The organism is Metabacillus niabensis (assembly GCF_020524345.1).
Lineage (GTDB): Bacteria > Bacillota > Bacilli > Bacillales > Bacillaceae > Metabacillus > Metabacillus niabensis_B.
This window is the reverse complement of sequence record NZ_JAIVLH010000030.1, coordinates 1-21,608: the sequence shown is the minus strand read 5'-3', so window position 1 is coordinate 21,608 and position 21,608 is coordinate 1. Positions and strand designations below refer to the sequence as shown.

The window sequence follows — 21,608 nt, the reverse complement described above, 5'->3', positions numbered from 1 at the left end:
CGAAAGGGAATTTGACAAATGACGAAAAATAAACTTTTGCAAATAAAAACAACCAATTTCCACTGGTTGTTTTTATTTTTGTTTTAAAGCAATGGCGACATAAGCCTTGCCCCGGATTCAAAAAGTTTTACCGGAAGCGATCGCTTTGAAAACTGTTCTAAATTAATCTCTCTGGAATGATTTATATCATTTATATATGCGTCTACTAGCTTTTGTGTACTTCCCGTCCGGTATAGAAAGGCATTCACTTCAAAATTCAAATGAAAGCTTCTCATGTCCATGTTGGCTGTCCCAATGGAAGCTAGTTCATAATCAACAATAATAATTTTACTATGTAAAAATCCTTTCTCATATTCATATACTTTTACTCCTGCCTCTAATAGTTCAGGAAAGTATGATCTTGATGCATAATAAACAATTTTTTTATCCGGACGCTTTGGTACGAGAAGTCTAACGTCAATTCCACTTAATGCGGCAACCTTTAGTGCTGAGAGAATATCTTCATCAGGTACAAAATAAGGAGAAGCAATCCATATCGACTCTTTTGCAGAAATAATCATTGAAAAAAATAAGTTCTTAATAACATCCCATTTATTATCTGGACCACTTGCAATTAACTGCACCCCTCCCGTTTCCTCTACTGACTCTGTGTTAGATGCTAAATACAAATGATGTAAAAGTTTTTTATCTGTCATGTAGTACCAGTCTTGTAAAAAAATCATTTGTAATGTTCGAACTGCTTCACCCTTAATAAGCAGATGGGTGTCACGCCAATAACCAAAATAGGAATCTTTCCCCAGATATTCATCTCCTACATTCAAGCCCCCAACAAAGCCAACTTCTCCATCAATCACGACGATTTTTCTATGATTTCGAAAATTTATTTTATTGTTAAAGAAGGGAATTTTGACCGGTAAAAACGGAACCATTTCTATACCCGCTTTACTTAGTTCTTTAATATATTCTTTAGATAATTTCCAGCACCCAACAGCATCATAAAGAAACCTGATCTCAACGCCTTCTTTTGCTTTTTCAATCAGGAGGTTCTTTAACCCCTGTCCAACATCATCATCTCTCACAATGTAATATTCAAGATGAATATGATGTTTTGCTTTCTTAATTTCCTGGAAGATATGTTCAAATGTCTCAATTCCATCTGTTAACACTTTTGTCTTGGTGCTAAATGAAATAGGACTATGTCCTAAACGGTGAGCTAACTTAAACAATAATTGCTGATGATTCCCCATATGCTCAATTTTATCTTGATATGACTTTTGATTTCCCTCTATTTCCAAAAATGCTTTTTCATCTAAAAGAGCTTTTTTTTCAAACAACCGCCTCTTTTTAATATTTCTTCCAAAGAATAAATAAAAAAAGAAACCTACTAGAGGAAACCCCCCCAATACAACGAGCCATGTGATTGTATGAGATGGATGTCGATTTTCTAAGAAAATGACAATGCAAATAAATATAATGGAAAGTGTAAAAAGGACACTGACAGATCCAACAATCCAATCTCCCCAGAAGCTTTTGGTAATTAGGATAATGGAAGCAATAAGTGTAATAAATAGTAGTAATCGGAATGTAAATTTCATCGATTTTCACCTGTCTTATTTTTATTCTTACTTCCCTTCTTTTAATAAAACAAAACCTCTCCGGCTGTTTTTCAAAGTTTACTGCTTTATAGTTCTCACTATTTTATTACTTAAGAATCCTTTTTAACCCTATAATAGTAAAATAAAGTGAGACTTCCATCAGTAGGGGTTTTCTTCATCCTTCTGATGGTTAGCGAAACTTATCAGGCTAGATATAACGCCACATCCTTATGCTAGCCTGACTTGGACGTCCTGTCCTTCGTCGGACCTTTAAGGCAGTTATAGTTATTTCCCGCTTATCTTCTTTGCTTCTCTCGAATATTGAAGTGAAAATTTTTCCGCCTGATAAGGTGGGGTAAAAAACACAGAAAAAACCGATTCATGAATAATCGGTTTTTTCTGTTACTTATGATTTATTAGGAAAAGTGCTTTCTGATAACAGTAAGTGCATGATCTTTTGCAATGATAGATCCATATTCCTCAAGTCGGTGAATAGTCACCCGGGATTCTTGTCCATATTCAAGGAGTATACTTAATGTGTTCTCGATTTCATCATCACTGACCTCGTCATCAAACTCTATAAATAAATAATATTGTTGGTCGAGCGTGTATAAATGATTCGTCATCCCATTCAATTGCGAATATTTAGACAAGGAAATAATATGTTCAAGATCATTAAATTTTAATACAAATTGAAGCTGTTGCTCCATATCTTCCATGTGATCATCTTGTGAATCACTTGATTTATTAAAATGTTGATCCAATAAGGATTCAATATTTTCATCTACTGGCAGTTCTTTAAGCTTCTCATCAGAAATCGGAAGTTCAAGCTTTTGTCCGTCTTTGGATAATTGGGCCTTTGTCACAATAACTTCTAAACCTTTATCAAGTGCCTGAACTTGAATCCAAAGAGGTCCTTCAACCATAAATTCTTCTTCCTCATGGACTTCATCCATCATTTCCCAAAAAAGTTCTTCACTTCGATCACGATTATACCATATTTCATCACGATCAAATCCACGCTCTTCTATATCTAAATACGAAATATAAAACTTTACGGTATTCTCGTTAATACGTTCAATTTCCATTACTCAACCTTCCCTTCTATATAAGATGTTGAAGGGACAACCCCCCTCAGGGTAGTTGTACTTTACTACACTTTACCCAAAATTTCAACTATTTAACCCGGGTAAAGGAAAGTGTCAACATTCTCCTGAAAGAATGATTCACACTAATGTTCAAAACCTTCAATATTGAAAGAATCTTGTACTCCTATTTTATGATAAAAAGTGCTTAAAGGAAATAAAAAAACTCTGAATTTACAAAAACAGTTATTTACCTATATGAATCTTAAAAGCATAACTTAAAAATACAATCATATAATTTGTACGAGCAGTCAAAAAGCTGAAAAGAGGGTTTATTCGATGGAACACGATTTCTTGTTATCACTTCTTTTGATCATAGGAATTGATTTAGTCCTTGGTGCAGACAACGCCGTTGTTATCGCTATGGCATGCCGTAACTTACCCGTTGTTCAGCGCAACAAAGCGATTGTATTAGGAACAATGCTCGCAATTGTTATTCGTATTTTCATTACTTTAATTGCCGTTTATTTACTGAAAATACCTTTCCTTCAACTTATCGGTGGCGTTTTTCTCCTCTATATAGCGTACGAGCTTATTGTAGGGAAAGAGGAAGACACAACTAAGATAAGAAGTCATCCATCTTTATGGAAAGCTATTAAGACAATAGTTGTTGCCGATTTATTAATGGGATTTGATAATGTTCTTGCAGTAGCTGGAGCAGCGCAGGGGCATATGCTATTAGTAGCACTAGGACTATTTATTTCCATTCCTATTATCATTTGGGGAAGTAAGATCATCCTTGTCTTACTGACAAAATATCCATTTTTGATCTATATTGGTGGCGGCTTACTTGCGCTTACATCAGGAAAAATGATTATTGAAGAGCCTAATTTGCAAAATCTTTTTACCTCTTACCCTATGATTGAGCAGAGCATTCCCTATTTAACCGTGTCTTTTATTTTGTTAGCAGGTCTTATTTATCAACAAATTTCTTTAAGAAAAGAATAGACAATCCCAAAATAAACAAAGAGGTATTTCTACAGTATTCAAGAATTTGACTAAAATGTAGAAATAACCTCTTTTTCATATTTAATTAACTAAACGTTGTGCTTCTTGTAATTGATAAGTTCGAACACGGCGAGGAAGGAAACGTCTGATTTCATCCTCATTATAGCCTACCTGCAGTCTTTTTTCGTCAATGATAATAGGACGACGAAGAAGTCCAGGGTTTTCTTGAATCAAAGTATACAAATCTTGCAATGGCAATGTTTCTAAGTTAATATTTAACTTTTGGAAAATTTTAGAACGTGTTGAGATTATTTCATCTGTTCCGTCTTCAGTCATTCGTAGGATTTCTTTAATCTCCTGAATGGATAAAGGTTCCGAAAAAATATTTCTTTCAACGTACGCAATTTCATGTTCCTCTAACCATGCCTTTGCTTTACGACATGAAGTACAACTTGGTGATGTATACAATGTAACCATTGACTTTCACTCCTCTAAATATAGAATGAGTAACATTTATATCTTTCTAAAATTAAAATTAATTTAATTAAGAATCAATAAGTTGATTATACTATAAAAAAGTAAGTATGCATATAGCTATTATATTAAAAGTATGACAAAACGATTACAATCTTGAAAAGTCTAGATAGTGTATGTAAACAGTGACTTATTTTGACTTCAATAATAGCCTGCTGTTTCAAAAAAGGCACTGTCTGCATTCTCAATTAAGTCAGCTCATCGAAAATATTTTGATTGTTCTTCTTATCATTCATTGAAAGTACTTCATGAACAGGTTGATAGGATTCTCCATAAAGTTCTTTGTCTTTGAATGTATGAATAAGGGTATATGTTTGTTGCATCGCTTCAAAAATCTTTTCTTCAGATTCATCATTTGGTGCCCAGTATAAGATTTCAAGCTTATTTATTTCATTTGTTGCAAGTGAGCGCCTTTCATAACCAATTGATTCAGCATGCTTAAAACCTTGTTTCTGATAAAATTTCAAGCGCTTTTCGGAATCAGAGTCTTCATAATTAATGGGCTCAACTTCAAGAATGATCGGTTTCTTTTTATTTTTGAGCTTATTGATTAATTTACTCCCTAATCCTTCTCCTCGAGCATCTTTTGATACGAAGAGATAATCAATAAAAAGAAAATCAGGAAGTTCAGCATACATTAAGACATGATTTTTCCCTTCATCCTTATGATAGATATCTTTCCTCTCTTGAAGCAATGTTTCCATATGTTTTTTTGACTTCATTTCTTCAATGGGAAAATACTGATTTAATTTCTCATACCAGTTCATTCATCTACTCCTATCACATTTAATAAATTCTCCCATGCTTATGTATACCCTTTTTATGAATTATTAAACATTCTATGTTAATAAAAGGCTGTTTCTTACAAACTAATGGTCAAGATTGATCCGTTTCATTGCGCTCCAGACACTCGCTTTCCGCAGGGAGGAAGCTGAGCCTCCTCGGCTTCGCCTGCGGGGTCTCAGCCTTTCCTCTACATCCTGCAGGAGTCGAGTGTCTTCCGCTCCATTTCACTATAGTGTTATTACTGGTTTATAAGTAACAATTCCCCCTAAAAGAACACATGTTCCAGTTTAATTATAACATTTTTTTCATATATGTACACGTAAAAAAAAGAGACTACCAACGGTAATCTCTTCCACAAAATTATTAAGCATGTTCTTTTTTATATTTTTCAAATTCCGCTTGTGAACACATGACAAAGTGTCCTGGTTTTACTTCTCTGAATTCAACTTCGTCACCTGGTTGATAATTATGTTGACTAGGCGAATACGTCTTTCTAACTCGAGTGCGCTCATAGTCCGGATCAGGAAGTGGAATTGCTGATAGTAAGGATTGTGTGTAAGGGTGAATCGGATTGTTGTAGAGTTCTTCTGCACTAGCTAGTTCCACAAGCTTTCCAAAGTACATTACACCAATACGATCACTTATATATTTCACCATTGATAAATCATGGGCAATAAATAAATATGTTAAGCCTTTTTCTTTTTGAAGCTTTTTCATTAAATTAACAACCTGAGCTTGAATCGATACATCAAGTGCAGAGATTGGTTCATCTGCAATAATGAATTCAGGCTCTACAGCAAGTGCACGAGCGATTCCGATACGTTGACGCTGACCGCCACTAAATTCATGAGGATAGCGGTTTGCGTGCTCTTTATTTAATCCAACTGTTTCAAGTAATTCAATGACTCTGTCCATACGTTCTTTTTTCGTTTTTGCAAGACCGTGAATGTCAATACCTTCAGCAATAATATCTGAAACCTTCATTCTTGGGTTTAAAGAAGCTTGGGGATCCTGAAAGATCATTTGCATTTTTCGGTTAAATTCTTTTAATTGTGAACGGGATTTTTTTCCATGTACATTTACTCCGTTGAATAGAACCTCACCGTCAGTAGCATCATATAATCTGATAATTGTTCGGCCGGTTGTAGATTTTCCACACCCGGACTCTCCAACTAACCCTAATGTTTCCCCTTTAAAAATATCAAACGAAACATTATCTACCGCTTTTACTTCGTTAGGCTTACCTATGTTAAAATATTGCTTTAAATTTTTAATCTCTAATAACTTTTCTTTTGTTTTCATTTTAGTTCCCCCCTTTTTTGTCAGGGAATTGACGCTGGCGTCGTTTTACTGCTAGTGGCGGTTCAACCTTCGGCGCATCCGGATGGAGTAACCATGTTGCAGCATAATGTGTATCAGATACTTTAAACATTGGAGGCTGCTCCTCAAGATCAATTTGCATTGCATATTCATTACGAGGTGCAAATGCATCACCCTTTGGTGGGTGTAATAAATCAGGCGGAGTACCTGGAATGGCGTATAATTCCTCTTCCTCAGTATCAAGGCTTGGCATTGAACTTATTAATCCCCATGTATATGGATGCTGTGGATTGTAGAAGACTTCATCAACTGTTCCGGTTTCAACAATTTTCCCACCATACATCACGGCAACACGATCAGCAACATTTGCCACCACACCTAAATCATGGGTGATAAAAATAATAGATGTATTAATTTTCTTCTGTAATTCCTTCATTAATTCAAGAATTTGAGCTTGAATTGTCACATCTAATGCAGTTGTCGGTTCATCAGCAATAAGAACCTTCGGATTACATGCAAGAGCAATCGCGATTACGACCCTTTGTCTCATTCCACCGGAAAATTGATGTGGATATTGATTAAAACGCTCTTCAGGTTTAGGAATTCCTACAAGCTTTAATATATCAATTGCACGTTCCTTCGCAGCTGATTTACTTAGTTTTTGATGTTTAATAATCGGTTCCATAATCTGCTTTCCAATTTTCATTGTTGGATTCAATGATGTCATTGGATCTTGGAAAATCATCGAGATATCTTTCCCACGAATTTTTTGCATATTTTTATTTGATTCTTTTGCTAGATCTTTACCTTCAAAAAGAATCTCACCTTGTTTAATGTCTGAATTTGATTCGGGAAGCAAACGCATAATTGCTTTTGTCGTAACTGATTTTCCTGAACCGGATTCACCTACGATTGCTAAAGTCTCCCCTTTAAACAAATCGAAATTAACTCCACGAATTGCCTGCACTTCTCCAGCAAACGTATGGAATGAAATGTGCAAGTCTTTCACTTCTAAGATTTTATCCATTTTCGGGTTCACCTACCTTTTCTAGTCACGCATTTTCGGATCTAAAGCATCGCGCAGTCCATCTGCAATCATATTAAAGCAGATCATAATTAAACTAATAATAATTGCCGGTATGATCATTTGATAAGGGTATAGCTGAAGTACTTTAAACCCGTCATCAATCAGTGTACCTAAAGAAGCCAACGGTGGCTGTAATCCCAGTCCAATAAAGCTTAAAAAGGCTTCGAAGAAAATGGCACTTGGAATGGTAAACATCGTATTGATGATAATTACACCAGCTAAGTTTGGTAAAAGATGCTTCCAAATAATCTTTCCATTTGACAAACCTAATGTTCTAGCTGCTAAAACATATTCCTGTTGTTTTAATTTCATGACCTGGGCACGGACAACCCTCGCCATTCCGACCCAACCTGTAATGGTTAAGGCGATTGTAATCGATAAAATACCCGGATCCAACACAATAATCATGAGGATAACAACAACAAGGTTTGGAATTCCTACTAATATTTCTGTAATCCGTTGCATAACATTATCAGTGCGGCCACCGACAAATCCGGAGATTGCACCGTATAAAACACCAATAACCATATCAATAACAGCAGCTAATACCGCAATATATAATGATACTTGTGTACCTTTCCATACACGCGTAAATAAATCACGACCAAGACTGTCTGTCCCTAACCAGTAATATTCATCTACCTTCTTTTGTTCATAGGCATTATAAACATCGCCGTTTTTTCTAGTTAAGTCCCCATCGAATGGTAACCAGCTAATATTCTCAAGCCCCTGAATTCTTGGGGGTAAGTTAGAATGTTTAAGATTTTGATCATCATAACCATGACCATTTATATGTGGTCCAACAATAGCCATGATTGTTAATAGTGCTAAAACAATTAAGCTGATAATTGCACCTTTGTTTTTTCTAACTCGCAACCATGCATCTTGCCAATAATTAAGGCTCGGCTTGGAAATTTCTTCACTTTTCGCAGAATCAATATGAGCGGGTTTAAACAACTCTTTTGAAATTTTCTCATGTGCCATTATTTTTTACCTCCCGCTAAACGAATCCGCGGATCAATGATTCCATACAGTAAATCCACAATTAAGATAACGACAACAAACAGAACCGCAAAAAGGATTGTTGTCCCCATAATAACCGGGTAGTCGTTTACTGTAATTGACTTTACGAATTGCTCACCTAGTCCCGGAATACCAAATATTTTTTCTATAACAAGAGAACCGGTCATTAAACTAACAACCAACGGTCCTAAAACAGTTACTACTGGAATTAACGCATTTCTAAGGGCATGTTTAAATGCAATTTCAAACCAGCTTGCACCTTTAGCTTTAGCAAGTGTAATGTAATCTGATTCTAAAACCTCTACCATTTCAGTTCTAACAAACCTTGCTGCTGTTGCAATCGGGAACATAGCTAATGCAATTGTAGGCAATACCGTGTATTCCGGGCCTTTCCAAAATGCAACCGGAAACCAACCTAATTTTACGGCAATATAATATTGCAATAGTCCCGCAAAAACAAATGAAGGGATTGATTTACCAAGTACCGCTAAAAATGTTGCACTATAATCAACCCAAGTATTTTGTCTTAATGCTGAAATAACGCCTAAGATAATACCGAAAAATGTTCCAAAAAGAATGGCCTGAAATCCTAGTGTTGCTGATGGACCAATGCTATCTACAAGTATTTCAGTGACACCTACATTATTGAATTGAAAGGAAACACCTAAATCACCTTTAAGCATATTCACCATATAGTTCATATATTGAACCGGTACGGGCTCATCTAAACCATATTTATCTTTCATAATCGTTAGCTGTGTCTCTGACAATTTACTAGCATTTGTAAAAGGTGTACCTGGAATAATTTTCATGAGGAAAAAAGTAAACGTGGCAATTAAAAAAAGTGTAATGACCATATAAATAACACGTTGAGTTAAGTATTTCGCCATATGAGTGCACCTCCTAAATAAATTAAATATTCTACAAAGTTCGACAATTTCCCAACAAGGGAAAAGAGAGTATATCGATATTCAATATACTCTCTCTCTTTACATCAATTATCACTATAATCAAAAAGTACTAATAAAATCAATACTTATTTTACTGATGCCCATTTGTAACTATATTCTGGTCCAACTAAGTGGTAAGTAAATCCTTCAACATTCTCATTTACTAACACGTTAGAAGAACGTTGATACATAGGAGCAATCGCAGCATCTTCTTCAAGTAAGATTCTTTCAGCCTCAGCAAGTGCTTCATAACGCTCTACAGGTTTTTGTGCTAATGTTGTTTGAGCGTCTTTTACTAACTGATCATACTTTTCATTAGAGTAATCCATTTTGTTGTTTCCTCCGCCTGTTAACCATAGGTCAGAGAAAGTCATTGGATCTAAGTAGTCAGGACCCCAACCAGCCATTTGAATATCATAATCCTGAGAATTTTCACGATCTAAACGAACGCTGAATGGAACACTCTCAACTTTAATCGTAAGACCAGGAAGATTTGTTTCTAATTGGTTCTTAACATATTCAGCAACCTTCTTAGCACTTTCAGTGTCATCACCTAAGTATCTAACTTCTACTTTATCTGTACCAAGAGCAGCTAAACCTTTTTCCCATGATGCTTTTGCTGCATCTACATCATATGGTAATAATTCGTTTCCATTAATTTCACGGAAGTCTTTACCAGTTTCTTCGTTTTTAACAAATTCACTTGGAACAGCATAGTTTGCAATGATTGAACCATTATTTAATACACTGTTAACGAAGTCTTCTTTGTTAATTGCTTGTGCAAGAGCTTTACGAATATCCGGATTTTTTAGAGCTTCATTTTCTTTTTGGTTAAATTTCAACCAGAAGATTGTTGGTTCTAACCATTTTACCATTCTTTCATCGCCTTCATATTGAGGAACGATGTCAGAAGAAAGTTTTCCAGTTACATCTGCTTCACCAGTTTCAAAAGCATTTGCAGATGCTTGAGAATCTTTTAATACATTCCATTGAACTGTTTCTAACTTAACTGTTTCTGCATCCCAATAATCTTCATTTTTTGTGTAAGTCCATTCAGATGCTGTGCTTCCGCCCCAGTCAGATAAAACGAAAGGTCCGTTATAAACTAGGTTTTCCGCAGTTTTCGCGTAATTGTCACCTTGTTCTTCAACAAATTTTTGATTTTGTGGATAGAACGTTGGGAACGCCATTAAAGATTGGAAATATGGAATTGGTCTTTCTAATGTTACTTCAAGTGTTTTATCATCGATTGCTTTAACACCCAGAGTGTTAAGATCGTATTCTTTTTTCTCTGCACCAGCTGCAGAAATTTCAGCTGCACCTTTGATTTTACCATCCATCATATATGGACCATAAGGTGATGCGTTTGCAGGATCAATTGCACGTTGCCATGCATACACGAAATCATTCGCTGTAACAGGGTCGCCATTTGACCATTTCGCATCTCTTAATTTAAATGTATAAACTGTACCATCTTCACTAACTTCCGGTTCACCTTCTGCCATACCTTCAACAACTTCCTGGTTTGGATCTAGACGGTATAAACCTTCCATTACGTTATTCATCGTAGTGAAACTAACTGTATCTTGAGCCATTACACTATCCATTGATGGAATTGCTTGTGACTCTAGAGCAGTAATTTTTTGCTCAGCTGCACCTTCATCTCCGCCTGTATCTGTCTCTTTACCAGTATCTTCGCCACCATTACATGCAGCTAAAAACATACTTAGTACAAGCGATAATGCTAAAAGTAGAAAATATTTCGACTTTTTCACAAATTTGACCTCCCTTTATTTTGAACAAGTTTCTTTACACGGATTATTATACAAGTATTCAGTAAATTGTGCATTTATTTTTTTAATAAAATTTACACAAATGCAATAATATTAATGAAATTCGAATAAAAAATAGGTAAAAAGACCTATCTAAATCCATTTGAATTTTCTTAATTTTTCACTCATTTTCTTCACAACGCTTTAACGCGTTGAATTGGAAAGGGTTACAAAATCTTACAAACATTTTTTGTAGAAATTGTAGAAATATGACGAATGAATTTATATAATTTATACATTTGTATCTAATAAATATTTCTACAATAACTTCACTTGTTTTTTTCCCTCCTCCTTTCATCTGATATAATAGATGCAAAATATTTTAACAAGAAAAGAGTGAAAGAAATTGCGCACTAATCGATCTGTTACACTCATTATTGTGTCATTATGTTTAACAATCTTACTGTCTTTTATCATTTACCAAAAATTAACTATTTTATCATTTGTAAATATTTCTTTCTTTTTCGCTATGGGACTGTTGTTTATTTCTTTCTTTACAATCACAGTAAAAGGTGGTTTCTTTGACGGCATAACATATGGCTTTAGAAGAATGTTTGTTTCTAAGGGGAAGGAGCTTTCAAAACAGGAAGTGAATGAAATGACACCAGTTTCTGAGCTGTTAGCATTCGATCATTCACCTTTTTTAACTAGTGGATTAGTTATGACTGGCATTGTAGTGATCGGGACAGTTCTTTATTATTACATATAAAACATATAAAATTTGCAAATGCATACATGATTTCATATAATTAGAAAAACACGACTTCTTACAACCAGAATGGCGGGGGTCTATGTCTTTTCTTAAACTTTGAAGATATAAAAAATAATCGGCTATGATGAAGAGTAGTACATATATGGCGCATTTTGTAGAGAGCCTGTGGTTGGTGCAAACAGGTAATGACCGATATGGAATGGACTTCTGAGCTTCTGTGCAGAAATTTAGTACGTGCAGACGTAATCTTGCGTTAAAGATTAAAGTGATTTCTTTTAAGAAATAATTAGGGTGGCACCGCGGTCCATCGTCCCTATCTTCGGGGCGAGTGGGCCTTTTTTGTGTTTATTTTTATACATTTCACTTATTTTTTTAGGAGGGTACTATGAAAACAATTTTTTCAGGCATACAACCAAGTGGTTCCGTTACATTAGGCAATTATATTGGTGCATTAAAACAATTTGTTGATTTACAAGATGAGTACAATTGTTATTTTTGTATCGTTGATCAACACGCAATTACCGTTCCTCAGGACCGATTAGCTTTAAGGAAAAACATAAGAAGTCTTGCAGCACTCTATCTTGCTGTTGGTTTAGACCCTGATAAAGTCACATTATTTATTCAATCCGAGGTTCCTGCCCATGCACAAGCAGGATGGATGTTACAATGTGTTTCTTATATCGGAGAATTAGAAAGAATGACTCAATTCAAAGATAAATCACATGGAAAAGAAGCTGTTTCTGCCGGATTACTCACATATCCACCACTAATGGCAGCAGATATTCTTCTTTATAATACTGACCTTGTACCAGTAGGCGAAGATCAAAAACAACATTTAGAGTTAACCAGAGATTTGGCAGAACGTTTTAATAAAAAATATAACGATGTTCTTACTATCCCTGAGGTACGTATACCAAAAGTTGGTGCTCGCATTATGTCACTAGTGGATCCAACCAAAAAAATGAGTAAATCAGACGCGAATCAAAAAGCATTTATCACACTTTTAGATGATCCTAAACAAATTGAGAAAAAAATTAAAAGTGCTGTCACTGATTCAGAAGGAATTGTAAAATACGACAAAGAAAACAAGCCTGGAATTTCAAACCTTTTGTCGATTTATTCTATTTTAACAAATGAACCGATTGAACAAATCGAAGCAAAATATGAAGGAAAAGGATACGGCGATTTCAAAACAGATGTAGCTGAGGTTGTTGTAAATGCATTAAAACCGATCCAAGATAAGTATTATCAGCTGATGGAGTCAGATGAGTTGGATCAAATCCTTGATAAAGGTGCAGAAAAGGCGAATGCAGTCGCAAGCCGCACATTAAAGAAAATGGAAAATGCTATGGGACTAGGTCGTAAGCGTAAGTAAAAGAGTTACTTACCTCAATTTTGCAGGTTTCTATTTATTCTTGCAAATCCAGTAATTTTTTTTGCAAGTCCTATTGAAACTAAAAAAACGATGTGAACCTATCACATCGTTTTTTTACTATGTAGCTTGTCCAAGTCAATTAACCTTTGATTCATGCTCCATGTCCCAAAGCTTTTCAAAAAAGGGTTGTCCTTTTATTAGTCGTTCACATAGCTGAATATGCTTAGGAGACCAACCGTTTAATGTTTCTTCATAGAGCTGATTCCATACTTCATCAAATTCTCTTTGCTGAATATCCTCATATTTTGTAGGATTCCATTCAGTATACCAGTACTTCACTTCAGCAGCATTTTTTGTTGCCAACAGCTGATCAAGCGCCATAAATAACAATTGCTTTAATTGGCGTTCTTTTCTTGTCAAGCCTCTCATATATTGTGGTGCTAAAGACAAAATATGATATTCCTTGTTTGATTCTTCTTTTATAATTTCTGTTGAATATGATTCAGGCTCAATTTCTTTCACCATTTCAAATACCAATTGTTCTTGTCTTGGGATAATTCTGCTTTTTCGAATTGGAATGGTATAGCCAATTGTATCAACTGCTAAAATTCCTATTCCATCTGTCACAACAAAACAATAATCAAGTTGGATTCGCTCATGGTTTTTACGTATATAAGCCTTTTGAAAAATATCTTTTAATAGACCAGGTGGTAACTCCGATAAGTTGTTTTCTATGTAGTCGAATAGCATGGAATTTACCTTTAATAGAGGAACCTGATCAAGGAGTTCAACACTGTCATCTTTTCTCCATTCATGAAAATGACAGACATTGTATCCATTCTCTTCACCTTCAAACCAATTTACCCAAACATCATGAAGAAATAACATATAAAAACCCCTCACTTCAGTACCATTTGTCAAACAGTATAGGCAAATTTTAGAGAATTTATTCCAATCTATGAAGATTATGCATTGTTTTTTCAGAAGTTTGAACATGTCCTAACACATTGTATGAAAGTAGGCTCTTTTTTATGATGTTTTCTTTACATCCGAATACTTTTTCAGTATTTTTTCAGACGGCATACCTAACATCTGCTTTGTCTTCAATCCTGTTTTATCCATCAATGTTTTTACAATATGATATCCTACAGAATACCCCAGCATATTTGGGTAAAATCCAGTTCCATACATGAGCTGGGTAAATTTTGAACTTTCCCTAGTCATCTCTTTATTTGGCAGAATCATTCGCTCAAAAAATCTTTCACATTGGTCTGAATCATATAATTTTGTCCAATTCGACACAGCCTGTTCGCCAACCATTTCCCTAACCGCATTTTCTGCCAAACCTTCCATAATCACTGTATCAATTATCGTAAACGTATCCTCAGATTTTGTGACAGCAGCCAGTCGGCAAACATGGTGATATTCGTGTAAAAATAAAGACTCAATATCGTCTTTATGTACGTCTTTTGAAAGAAATAAGAATAATTTATTATGAAAAGCTAAACCAGATCTCCCGCGGTATTCCCTCTCTATTTTCCGATTGGCTTGATCTATCGGGAACATAAAGATCGGTACATCCGGTCCATTCCACTCAAGCTTATATCTCTTTTCTAACTTTTTAATATAATGGCTAAGTTGCTTTTCTGTCATCTGTTCAATCCATTGCTCAATGTTTGCTTGATGTTTATACATACCAAAAGAATTTAGATAGGAAGCAATTTCTCTCTTATTCATATGGTTAAAAAATGGAATTAATTTTTCACAAATTTTTAGTTGCTGTGGTGTATTCTCTAGCCAATCAATCGTATTGATTAAACTCATGATGAACATCTCTCCTTCATAAGTATTCTATGAAGTGGAGGAAGAACTGTTCTTGATGGAAGTTACATCTTTGTTAATTTGCCACTACATTATTAATTAAACGGTTTTCATAAAAAATAAACCCGACACAACTGTCGGGTTTATAAAAATCAAGCATGATATTTCTTAAAAATAATTGTTGCGTTATGTCCACCAAATCCTAAAGAGTTACTTAGAGCAGCTCTTACTTCCTGTTTACGGGCTTCATTAGGAACATAATCTAGATCACATTCAGGATCTGGAGTTTGCAAATTAATCGTTGGCGGAATGATACCTTCTTTAATCGCCAAAACACTAAAAATAGCCTCAACTCCACCTGCTGCACCTAGAAGATGACCAGTCATTGATTTAGTTGAACTTATCGCTAATTTTTTAGCATGTTCACCAAATACCTCTTTTATGGCTAGCGTTTCAAACTTATCATTGTAAGGGGTACTTGTACCATGAGCATTAATATAATCAATATCATCAACTGATAGGCCACTACCTTCAATTGCCATCCGCATCGCTCTTGATCCACCCTCACCACCTGGTGCAGGTGCTGTTATATGATAGGCATCACCTGTTGCCCCATATCCTACGATTTCAGCATATATTTTTGCTCCTCGAGCTAAAGCATGCTCCAATTCTTCAAGAACAACAATACCTGCTCCCTCACCCATAACAAAACCATCACGATCTTGGTCAAATGGGCGGCTTGCTGTTTTAGGATCCGGGTTTGTTGACAATGCTTTATTAGCAGTAAATCCTGCAAATGACATTTCAGTAAGAGGTGCTTCTGCTCCACCCGAAATCATCACATCTGCTTCCCCGCGTTCAATAACACGAAAAGCATCTCCAATTGAGTTTGTTCCTGTTGCACAAGCTGTTACTGTACAAGAGTTAAAACCTTTTGCCCCTAAAGCAATTGAAACTTGACCTGTTGCCATATCCGGGATAAGCATTGGGACGAAGAATGGACTTACTCTTCTAGGACCTTTTTCAAGGAGGGTTTTATATTGTTGTTCAAAGGTTTCCATTCCGCCAATGCCAGAACCGATCCAAACACCAACACGTGGTGCGTTGTCATCTGTGATTTCAAGATTTGCGTCTTTAACAGCCATGAAGGATGCTGCTACTGCATATTGAGTAAAGCGGTCCATTTTTCTTGCGTCTTTTTTATCCATAAACTGTTCAACATCAAAGTCTTTAAGCTCTGCTGCTACTTTTGCTGCATATGGCTCTGAATCTATTCTAGTGATGGGTCCAACACCTGAAACACCGTTTATCGCATTTTGCCAAGTTGTCTCTACATCATTTCCTATCGGAGTTACTGCACCCAATCCTGTTACTACTACTCGCTTTTTTTCCATGTAGCTTCACCTCATTCTTTTTTATTCTCATCGACCCCAACGAAGAGCAATTGCTCCCCATGTAAGTCCTCCGCCGAAACCGACCATTACAATTAAGTCTCCATCTTTAATCTTTCCTGCTTCTACTTCTTCTACTAAAGAAATAGGAATGGATGCTGCTGAAGTATTTCCATATTTATGCACGGTTTTAGACATTTTTTCAACCGGAAGCTCTAAACGCTCTCTTGCCGCTTCCATGATTCGGATGTTTGCCTGATGCGGGATTAAGAAGTCTACATCTTCTTTTGTTAAACCTGCTTTTTCCAGCACGTTCAAACTCGATTCACCCATTTGTCTAACAGCGAATTTAAATACTTCACGACCATTCATAATGATGTATTCATCTTGATATAAATGCTTTCCGCCTGTGCCGTCCGCACCTAATTCAAAGGATAGAATTCCTTTTCCTTCACTTACTGGGCCAATGACTGCTGCACCAGCACCGTCTCCAAAAAGAACTGCCGTATTACGGTCATCCCAATCAGTAATTTTAGATAGTTTTTCGACTCCAACTACTAATACATTTTTATAAGCACCAGACTCAACGAATTGTTTAGCTGTAACCATTCCATACATAAAACCGGCACATGCAGCGCTAATATCCATTGCAGCTGCCTTTTTTGCTCCTAATTTCTCTTGTAACATACATGCAACAGTAGGAAACGGCTGATCAGGAGTTACAGTTGCAACTAAAATCAGATCTATATCCTCTGCAGAAACCCCCGCATCCTTTAATGCTTTTTCCGAAGCAAAAGTTGCCATATGGGATGTATCTATTGAATCATCTGCAATGCGTCGTTCTTCTATGCCGGTTCTTGTTCTAATCCACTCATCAGATGTATCCATCACTTTTTCTAAATCTGCGTTAGTAACAACTTTTTCAGGTGTGTACCGACCGATACCAATTATTCCTGCATTCATTTGTACAGCCCCTTTTATCCATTCATTCTCACTACATTTGGTTTTTCATTTATCTTCTACTATTGAAAATTGCACTTTTTATATCAATTATTATGACTTGGTACTAATTCTATATCATTCACTTTTTTTTTTCAATATTAATGTTTCAGTACACATGTCTAGACCTTGCTACATTCCCATTCATAAACTAGTAATAGATATGTATCGCAGCCAAACGTAAAGGAGGTGTAAGACATGTCTTATGACGAGAAGGATGAAGAACAGATTGACCTAGATTCACTGTCAGAACCTACAGAAAAGGAAACCGAAGCCACTCCTCCATCCGACCGATTTACACAGCTTATGTTCGGAAATAGGGTTCCCAATAAATACAGAGAACAACACAATTCTCAGGAAAAACAAGTAGAAGAACAAAATAATGAGGTGAACTACTTTACCTTAATGGAGCAGATTGATGATATTATGGGTTCATTAGAAAATTTAAAACCGGTTTTAAAAGAATTTGGACCAATTGTGGATTATATAAAGAAGAAAATGAAATAAAGGCTACCTATTGGCAGCCTTTGTTTTTTTACTGAGCATCCTTTTTCCCAAGCTCATATGCTTCTCCCATAACTTTTGTAAATAGTTCAAGCATTGGTTGGATGGTTTCCATTGATAATTCAATTCCTGAGCCCTCTAGCTTTTGCTTTGCTTCAGGCAAGTACTTCATAGCAATTTGCATAAATTCCATTGTTTTTGGGTGCTGTTCCATTTTCTTCACTCCTTTCATTTATTAAAGTTGATTAGGTAAGAGTCCTGTTTCCTTATACTCTTTGATTGATTCCATAACAGTTGATTTGAATTCTTCGCTGACCAGAGGACTGAAGGTACCTAATGAAATCACTCCATCTTTAAAATCATAATAGAGTTCCCCATTTTCCAGTTTTCCATTATCAAATTCCTTTGCGACAACTTCGTACAATGTGTCAACATGTTGAACTGTACTTGTTAACACTGTACCTTTTCCCAGGTCAGATTGATCTGACACAAAGCCGATTGCATAAAGTCCCTCTTCTTTCAACTTTTCAATCACAGCTATATTATATCCGTCGCCAGCTACATAAACAATGTCTACTCCATCTGCAATCATTTGATCAAGTAGAGTTAACGCAATATCCGTATTGTTCCAATCTTGTACATACTGGATATCTACTTCCACATTTTCATTTTGATAGTAAGCACCTTCGAAAAAGCCATCAACTTCAGGCTGCCATTCAAAAGCTGCTAAAACTGCAACTTTGTTCGTCTTTGTCATTTCTCCTGCTACCATCCCACCAAAAAAACCCATTGCATTTGAATCAAAATTCAAACTTGTAACATTTTCACCATTGGTTTCTCCGTTAAAAACAACAAAGTGAATGTCCGGGTATTCACTACTTATCTCATTGAAATAATTTGTAAACTCACTTCCATGTCCAAAAATGAGATTTACACCATTGTTATGAAATTCTTCGATAGCTTCACGTATACCTGCCTCATCATTCATGCCTTCTTTGTAATATACGTCAACATTTAATTCCGATTGAATCTTCAACAATCCTTTGTAGCCTTTTGTTCCCCAAACCTTTTCATCAATTGTTTCTGTAACAAGTAAACCAACCTTTTCGAGTTCCCCCGAAGCTACAGGTTGTCCACAACCAAAAAGCGAAAGAAGAATAATAAAGACAGAACCTAGCTTTAAGTACATGGGCAACCACTTCCTTGTATTCTTTTTCCTTCGCTTTTATTTTATCCTTTCATGATTTATTTGTTCAAGCACTAACTATCAATTCCGTAGATCTCTTTATACATTTTAATACAGGAAATCTGTTCTAATAGTCCCTTTTCTATGGATGTTTTGTTCATGATCCGGTATCCATCTGATTCAGTTTCTTTCGCGTTTATTTTCACCTCAACTGAAACTGATTCAATTGTTTCATCCTTTTGTTCACATAGAAACGAATACACTTTTTGATAATTACCTTTTTCTATGATCTCAACTATTGTTTCAGCAGCATCTGTAATAAATATTATCGGCTCGTTAATAATAAGTGTGTTTTTCTGACCTGCTACACAAGATTTTAAGTGTTGATGAATTTTTTCTTCCGGTGGTTGAAATGGTCCATAAAGCCCCGGTAAGTTAAAAAGCGTATAAGATTCCAGTGTTGACGTATGATACTGATCGTCTTCTTCAATCTGTCTGGGATCAGGAGCTACATAAAAGTAGTGGCTCCTTGTTTCAACTGCTGTCTCAACAGATTTCTCGAAACATAGCAAATCTTGGTCATCGCTTTTTTCTTTACAATAAATTACATGGGTAGCTTCTATGTTTCTCCAGTCATCATCTAATGTTAATTCATGAAATAAAGCATTTCTTCCAATCAACAACATTCTTTCTTCCAGTAGAAGCTTTCTCATTTCTGAGGTAGAGTCTAAAAAAATTCCACATACTTCAATTCCCTCCTCAAGCAACTTTTCACAAATCGCAAACCCAATGTGTGACTGTGCTCCAAACACCATCACTCGCATATCTTGAATTACCTCCTTAAGGACGATATCTTACAATATGCAAAAGATCCTTCATTTAGTATTCCCTTTGACAGAATGACAAGCCTCGTCGCCTCATGACATGGGATTACCCCATATATCCAATAAAAAAGCTTAGGTTTTTTGAAAACCTAAGCTTTTCTATCCTTATAACACTTTTTCATTTTCTTTAAAGAATCTTATGATTGATTGATTAATACGATATAAATTGTCACCAAGATGATAAATTAATTGAATAGGATGTTCAGCTTTGTTTCGCATTTCTTCATATTTTTTACTGTGATCTTGTGGTGAATAAATGGTACTATTCGTTTTATGCCAAATTCTCACAGGTATTGTAGAAGTTGTGTTTAGTGTGGGAAGATTTAGAGATGAAACGATTTTTGGATCCACACCATATGCTGCCGAAATTTCCTTTATTAATCGTTTATAGAAAAATTTATGCTCTTTTTCATTTTCAAGATGAGCTTGGAGGTCAAGGCAAGGATTCATCATGGCGACAGAACGAATCCTTTCAGGTATTTCCTGCATTAATTGTAACCCTGTTAACCCACCCATTCCATCAATCAATAAATGAATTCGTTGATTTAATATCTCTTTTTTCATGACTAAATGGTATAACTGTTTCGCCATTGTGACTGAACGAGGGCTGCCCCAGTGGTTTCCATAAAGATTCGAATGAAAGAGTGTATACCCCTGCTTCATTAAATCTGAAATTAATTGATTTCTCCCATAATGTTGGTGCCAAAAACTGGAGGTTTCATCAACAAAATCTGAACGATCACCAATGATTAATATTCCAAACCCATTTGGTTTAAATGGTAAATGTATTACATTCCATTCTGTCTCAATCTGAAAAAAGCGTTCCGTTATCGTCATTACTTGCCCACCACCTTTCTCTTCAATGTCATTTTATTTCTCTATAATGTATGTCTAACTTTTTAAAAAGAATGGGATTGTATCACGTTCGTTGCAAATATGGACACATCTAAAGTGAAAGCTTCTATTGAAGCTTACAGGTTTTTCCAACCTCTCGATTAAATTTCCCCCATGAAAAATTCCTTTAGTTTTATTATTTCATGCAGGTTATGGAGAGTTTATGAACAATTTAAAAAGGTTCTTTTAAACTTGAAATATTTTGTGATAATATATAATAAGAACTCGTCTGGAAATTGAGGTGAATGGTTTGCGTTTCTTTTGGACATTTTTTTGGGGCTTTTTATTAATTCACATGGCGTCATATGTAGTGAATAATATGACAGGTGGTCATTACGATTTTATGACTGCGACAGTTTTATCCGTGATTGCAATCGTTGTCATTTTCATTATTGCTGAGGTTATTCCTAACGAGCCTGTAGCTAAGCATGATCATCATTAAAAAACCTAAGTATTAAAAATGATTCGACTAAAAAACAAAAAAACCTACTTCTAACAGTAGGTCAGGCTGTCGAGAAACCTCGGCAGCCTATTATTTTCATCTGAATACTTTAACTTTTCACCGCGTTAATTTGGTATAATATAGATAACTAATTGGGAGGGTGATATTTATGTTCAATAC

22 protein-coding genes and 1 other annotated feature are annotated in these 21,608 nt (G+C 35.5%); of the genes, 5 read left to right on the top strand and 17 right to left on the bottom strand.

Going from position 1 to position 21,608, the window contains the following annotated elements; all coding sequences use genetic code 11:
- Positions 1–83: 83 nt before the first annotated feature.
- Together cls and mecA are read right to left on the bottom strand one after the other, a co-directional pair.
- Positions 84–1,595, bottom strand: coding sequence for a cardiolipin synthase (gene cls / locus LC095_RS23850; RefSeq protein ID WP_226530474.1), 1,512 nt, complete (start codon positions 1,593–1,595; stop codon positions 84–86).
- A 416-nt stretch (positions 1,596–2,011) separates the two neighbouring features.
- Positions 2,012–2,683, bottom strand: a complete 672-nt coding sequence (gene mecA, locus LC095_RS23845; RefSeq protein WP_026561060.1) for an adaptor protein MecA — start codon at positions 2,681–2,683, stop codon at positions 2,012–2,014.
- A 336-nt stretch (positions 2,684–3,019) separates the two neighbouring features.
- On the opposite strand from mecA, the gene LC095_RS23840 reads away from it, so the two are divergent.
- On the top strand, positions 3,020–3,688 hold the full coding sequence (locus tag LC095_RS23840) for a TerC family protein (protein ID WP_226530473.1): 669 nt from the start codon (positions 3,020–3,022) through the stop codon (positions 3,686–3,688).
- A gap of 81 nt (positions 3,689–3,769) precedes the next feature.
- Here LC095_RS23840 and spxA read toward each other — a convergent pair whose 3' ends face one another.
- From spxA to LC095_RS23805, 7 genes are all read right to left on the bottom strand, one after another.
- Positions 3,770–4,165, bottom strand: coding sequence for a transcriptional regulator SpxA (gene spxA / locus LC095_RS23835; protein WP_226530472.1), 396 nt, complete (start codon positions 4,163–4,165; stop codon positions 3,770–3,772).
- A 245-nt stretch (positions 4,166–4,410) separates the two neighbouring features.
- Positions 4,411–4,989: a GNAT family N-acetyltransferase gene (locus tag LC095_RS23830; protein ID WP_226530471.1), complete on the bottom strand. Its 579-nt coding sequence runs from the start codon at positions 4,987–4,989 to the stop codon at positions 4,411–4,413.
- A 382-nt stretch (positions 4,990–5,371) separates the two neighbouring features.
- Positions 5,372–6,310, bottom strand: a complete 939-nt coding sequence (locus LC095_RS23825) for an ABC transporter ATP-binding protein (RefSeq protein WP_226530470.1) — start codon at positions 6,308–6,310, stop codon at positions 5,372–5,374.
- Between the two features lies 1 nt (position 6,311).
- Positions 6,312–7,355 (bottom strand): ABC transporter ATP-binding protein, encoded by a 1,044-nt coding sequence (locus tag LC095_RS23820; RefSeq protein ID WP_226530469.1) that lies wholly within the window; start codon positions 7,353–7,355, stop codon positions 6,312–6,314.
- Between the two features lie 21 nt (positions 7,356–7,376).
- The gene (gene opp3C, locus LC095_RS23815) at positions 7,377–8,399 is read right to left on the bottom strand and encodes an oligopeptide ABC transporter permease (RefSeq protein WP_226530468.1); all 1,023 of its coding nucleotides are present in this window, start codon (positions 8,397–8,399) and stop codon (positions 7,377–7,379) included.
- Positions 8,399–9,328, bottom strand: a complete 930-nt coding sequence (gene opp3b, locus LC095_RS23810) for an oligopeptide ABC transporter permease (RefSeq protein WP_226530467.1) — start codon at positions 9,326–9,328, stop codon at positions 8,399–8,401. Before opp3b ends, opp3C begins: the two co-directional genes overlap by 1 nt.
- Positions 9,329–9,474: 146 nt before the next feature.
- On the bottom strand, positions 9,475–11,163 hold the full coding sequence (locus LC095_RS23805; RefSeq protein WP_226530466.1) for a peptide ABC transporter substrate-binding protein: 1,689 nt from the start codon (positions 11,161–11,163) through the stop codon (positions 9,475–9,477).
- Positions 11,164–11,566: 403 nt separating this feature from the next.
- On the opposite strand from LC095_RS23805, the gene LC095_RS23800 reads away from it, so the two are divergent.
- Together LC095_RS23800 and trpS are read left to right on the top strand one after the other, a co-directional pair.
- Positions 11,567–11,929 (top strand): DUF3899 domain-containing protein, encoded by a 363-nt coding sequence (locus LC095_RS23800; protein WP_226530465.1) that lies wholly within the window; start codon positions 11,567–11,569, stop codon positions 11,927–11,929.
- Positions 11,930–12,044: 115 nt separating this feature from the next.
- Positions 12,045–12,250, top strand: a binding site (T-box leader).
- Positions 12,251–12,317: 67 nt separating this feature from the next.
- Positions 12,318–13,307: a tryptophan--tRNA ligase gene (trpS, locus tag LC095_RS23795; protein WP_026561051.1), complete on the top strand. Its 990-nt coding sequence runs from the start codon at positions 12,318–12,320 to the stop codon at positions 13,305–13,307.
- 135 nt (positions 13,308–13,442) lie between these two features.
- Here the strand turns inward: trpS and LC095_RS23790 are convergent, their stop codons facing one another.
- The 4 genes from LC095_RS23790 to LC095_RS23775 all read right to left on the bottom strand — a co-directional run bounded on the left by LC095_RS23790 (position 13,443) and on the right by LC095_RS23775 (position 17,482).
- The gene (locus LC095_RS23790; RefSeq protein WP_226530464.1) at positions 13,443–14,195 is read right to left on the bottom strand and encodes a YjbA family protein; all 753 of its coding nucleotides are present in this window, start codon (positions 14,193–14,195) and stop codon (positions 13,443–13,445) included.
- Positions 14,196–14,336: 141 nt separating this feature from the next.
- A complete protein-coding gene (locus LC095_RS23785; RefSeq protein WP_226530463.1) occupies positions 14,337–15,131 on the bottom strand; it encodes a DUF2268 domain-containing protein in 795 nt (264 codons plus the stop codon).
- 149 nt (positions 15,132–15,280) lie between these two features.
- The gene (gene fabF / locus LC095_RS23780; RefSeq protein ID WP_226530462.1) at positions 15,281–16,522 is read right to left on the bottom strand and encodes a beta-ketoacyl-ACP synthase II; all 1,242 of its coding nucleotides are present in this window, start codon (positions 16,520–16,522) and stop codon (positions 15,281–15,283) included.
- A 27-nt stretch (positions 16,523–16,549) separates the two neighbouring features.
- Positions 16,550–17,482, bottom strand: coding sequence for a beta-ketoacyl-ACP synthase III (locus LC095_RS23775; protein ID WP_226530461.1), 933 nt, complete (start codon positions 17,480–17,482; stop codon positions 16,550–16,552).
- A 234-nt stretch (positions 17,483–17,716) separates the two neighbouring features.
- On the opposite strand from LC095_RS23775, the gene LC095_RS23770 reads away from it, so the two are divergent.
- A complete protein-coding gene (locus LC095_RS23770; RefSeq protein WP_226530460.1) occupies positions 17,717–18,025 on the top strand; it encodes a hypothetical protein in 309 nt (102 codons plus the stop codon).
- A gap of 28 nt (positions 18,026–18,053) precedes the next feature.
- Here LC095_RS23770 and LC095_RS23765 read toward each other — a convergent pair whose 3' ends face one another.
- The 4 genes from LC095_RS23765 to LC095_RS23750 all read right to left on the bottom strand — a co-directional run bounded on the left by LC095_RS23765 (position 18,054) and on the right by LC095_RS23750 (position 20,929).
- Entirely contained in the window at positions 18,054–18,236 is a 183-nt protein-coding gene (locus tag LC095_RS23765) for a ComZ family protein (protein ID WP_078435207.1), read from the bottom strand.
- A gap of 21 nt (positions 18,237–18,257) precedes the next feature.
- Positions 18,258–19,211, bottom strand: coding sequence for a BMP family ABC transporter substrate-binding protein (locus LC095_RS23760; protein ID WP_226530459.1), 954 nt, complete (start codon positions 19,209–19,211; stop codon positions 18,258–18,260).
- Between the two features lie 71 nt (positions 19,212–19,282).
- The gene (locus LC095_RS23755; RefSeq protein WP_226530458.1) at positions 19,283–20,032 is read right to left on the bottom strand and encodes a hypothetical protein; all 750 of its coding nucleotides are present in this window, start codon (positions 20,030–20,032) and stop codon (positions 19,283–19,285) included.
- Between the two features lie 165 nt (positions 20,033–20,197).
- Complete coding sequence (locus LC095_RS23750) at positions 20,198–20,929, bottom strand: alpha/beta hydrolase (protein WP_226530457.1); 732 nt, start codon at positions 20,927–20,929, stop codon at positions 20,198–20,200.
- A gap of 307 nt (positions 20,930–21,236) precedes the next feature.
- On the opposite strand from LC095_RS23750, the gene LC095_RS23745 reads away from it, so the two are divergent.
- Entirely contained in the window at positions 21,237–21,428 is a 192-nt protein-coding gene (locus LC095_RS23745) for a YjzD family protein (protein WP_078435211.1), read from the top strand.
- Positions 21,429–21,608: the final 180 nt, after the last annotated feature.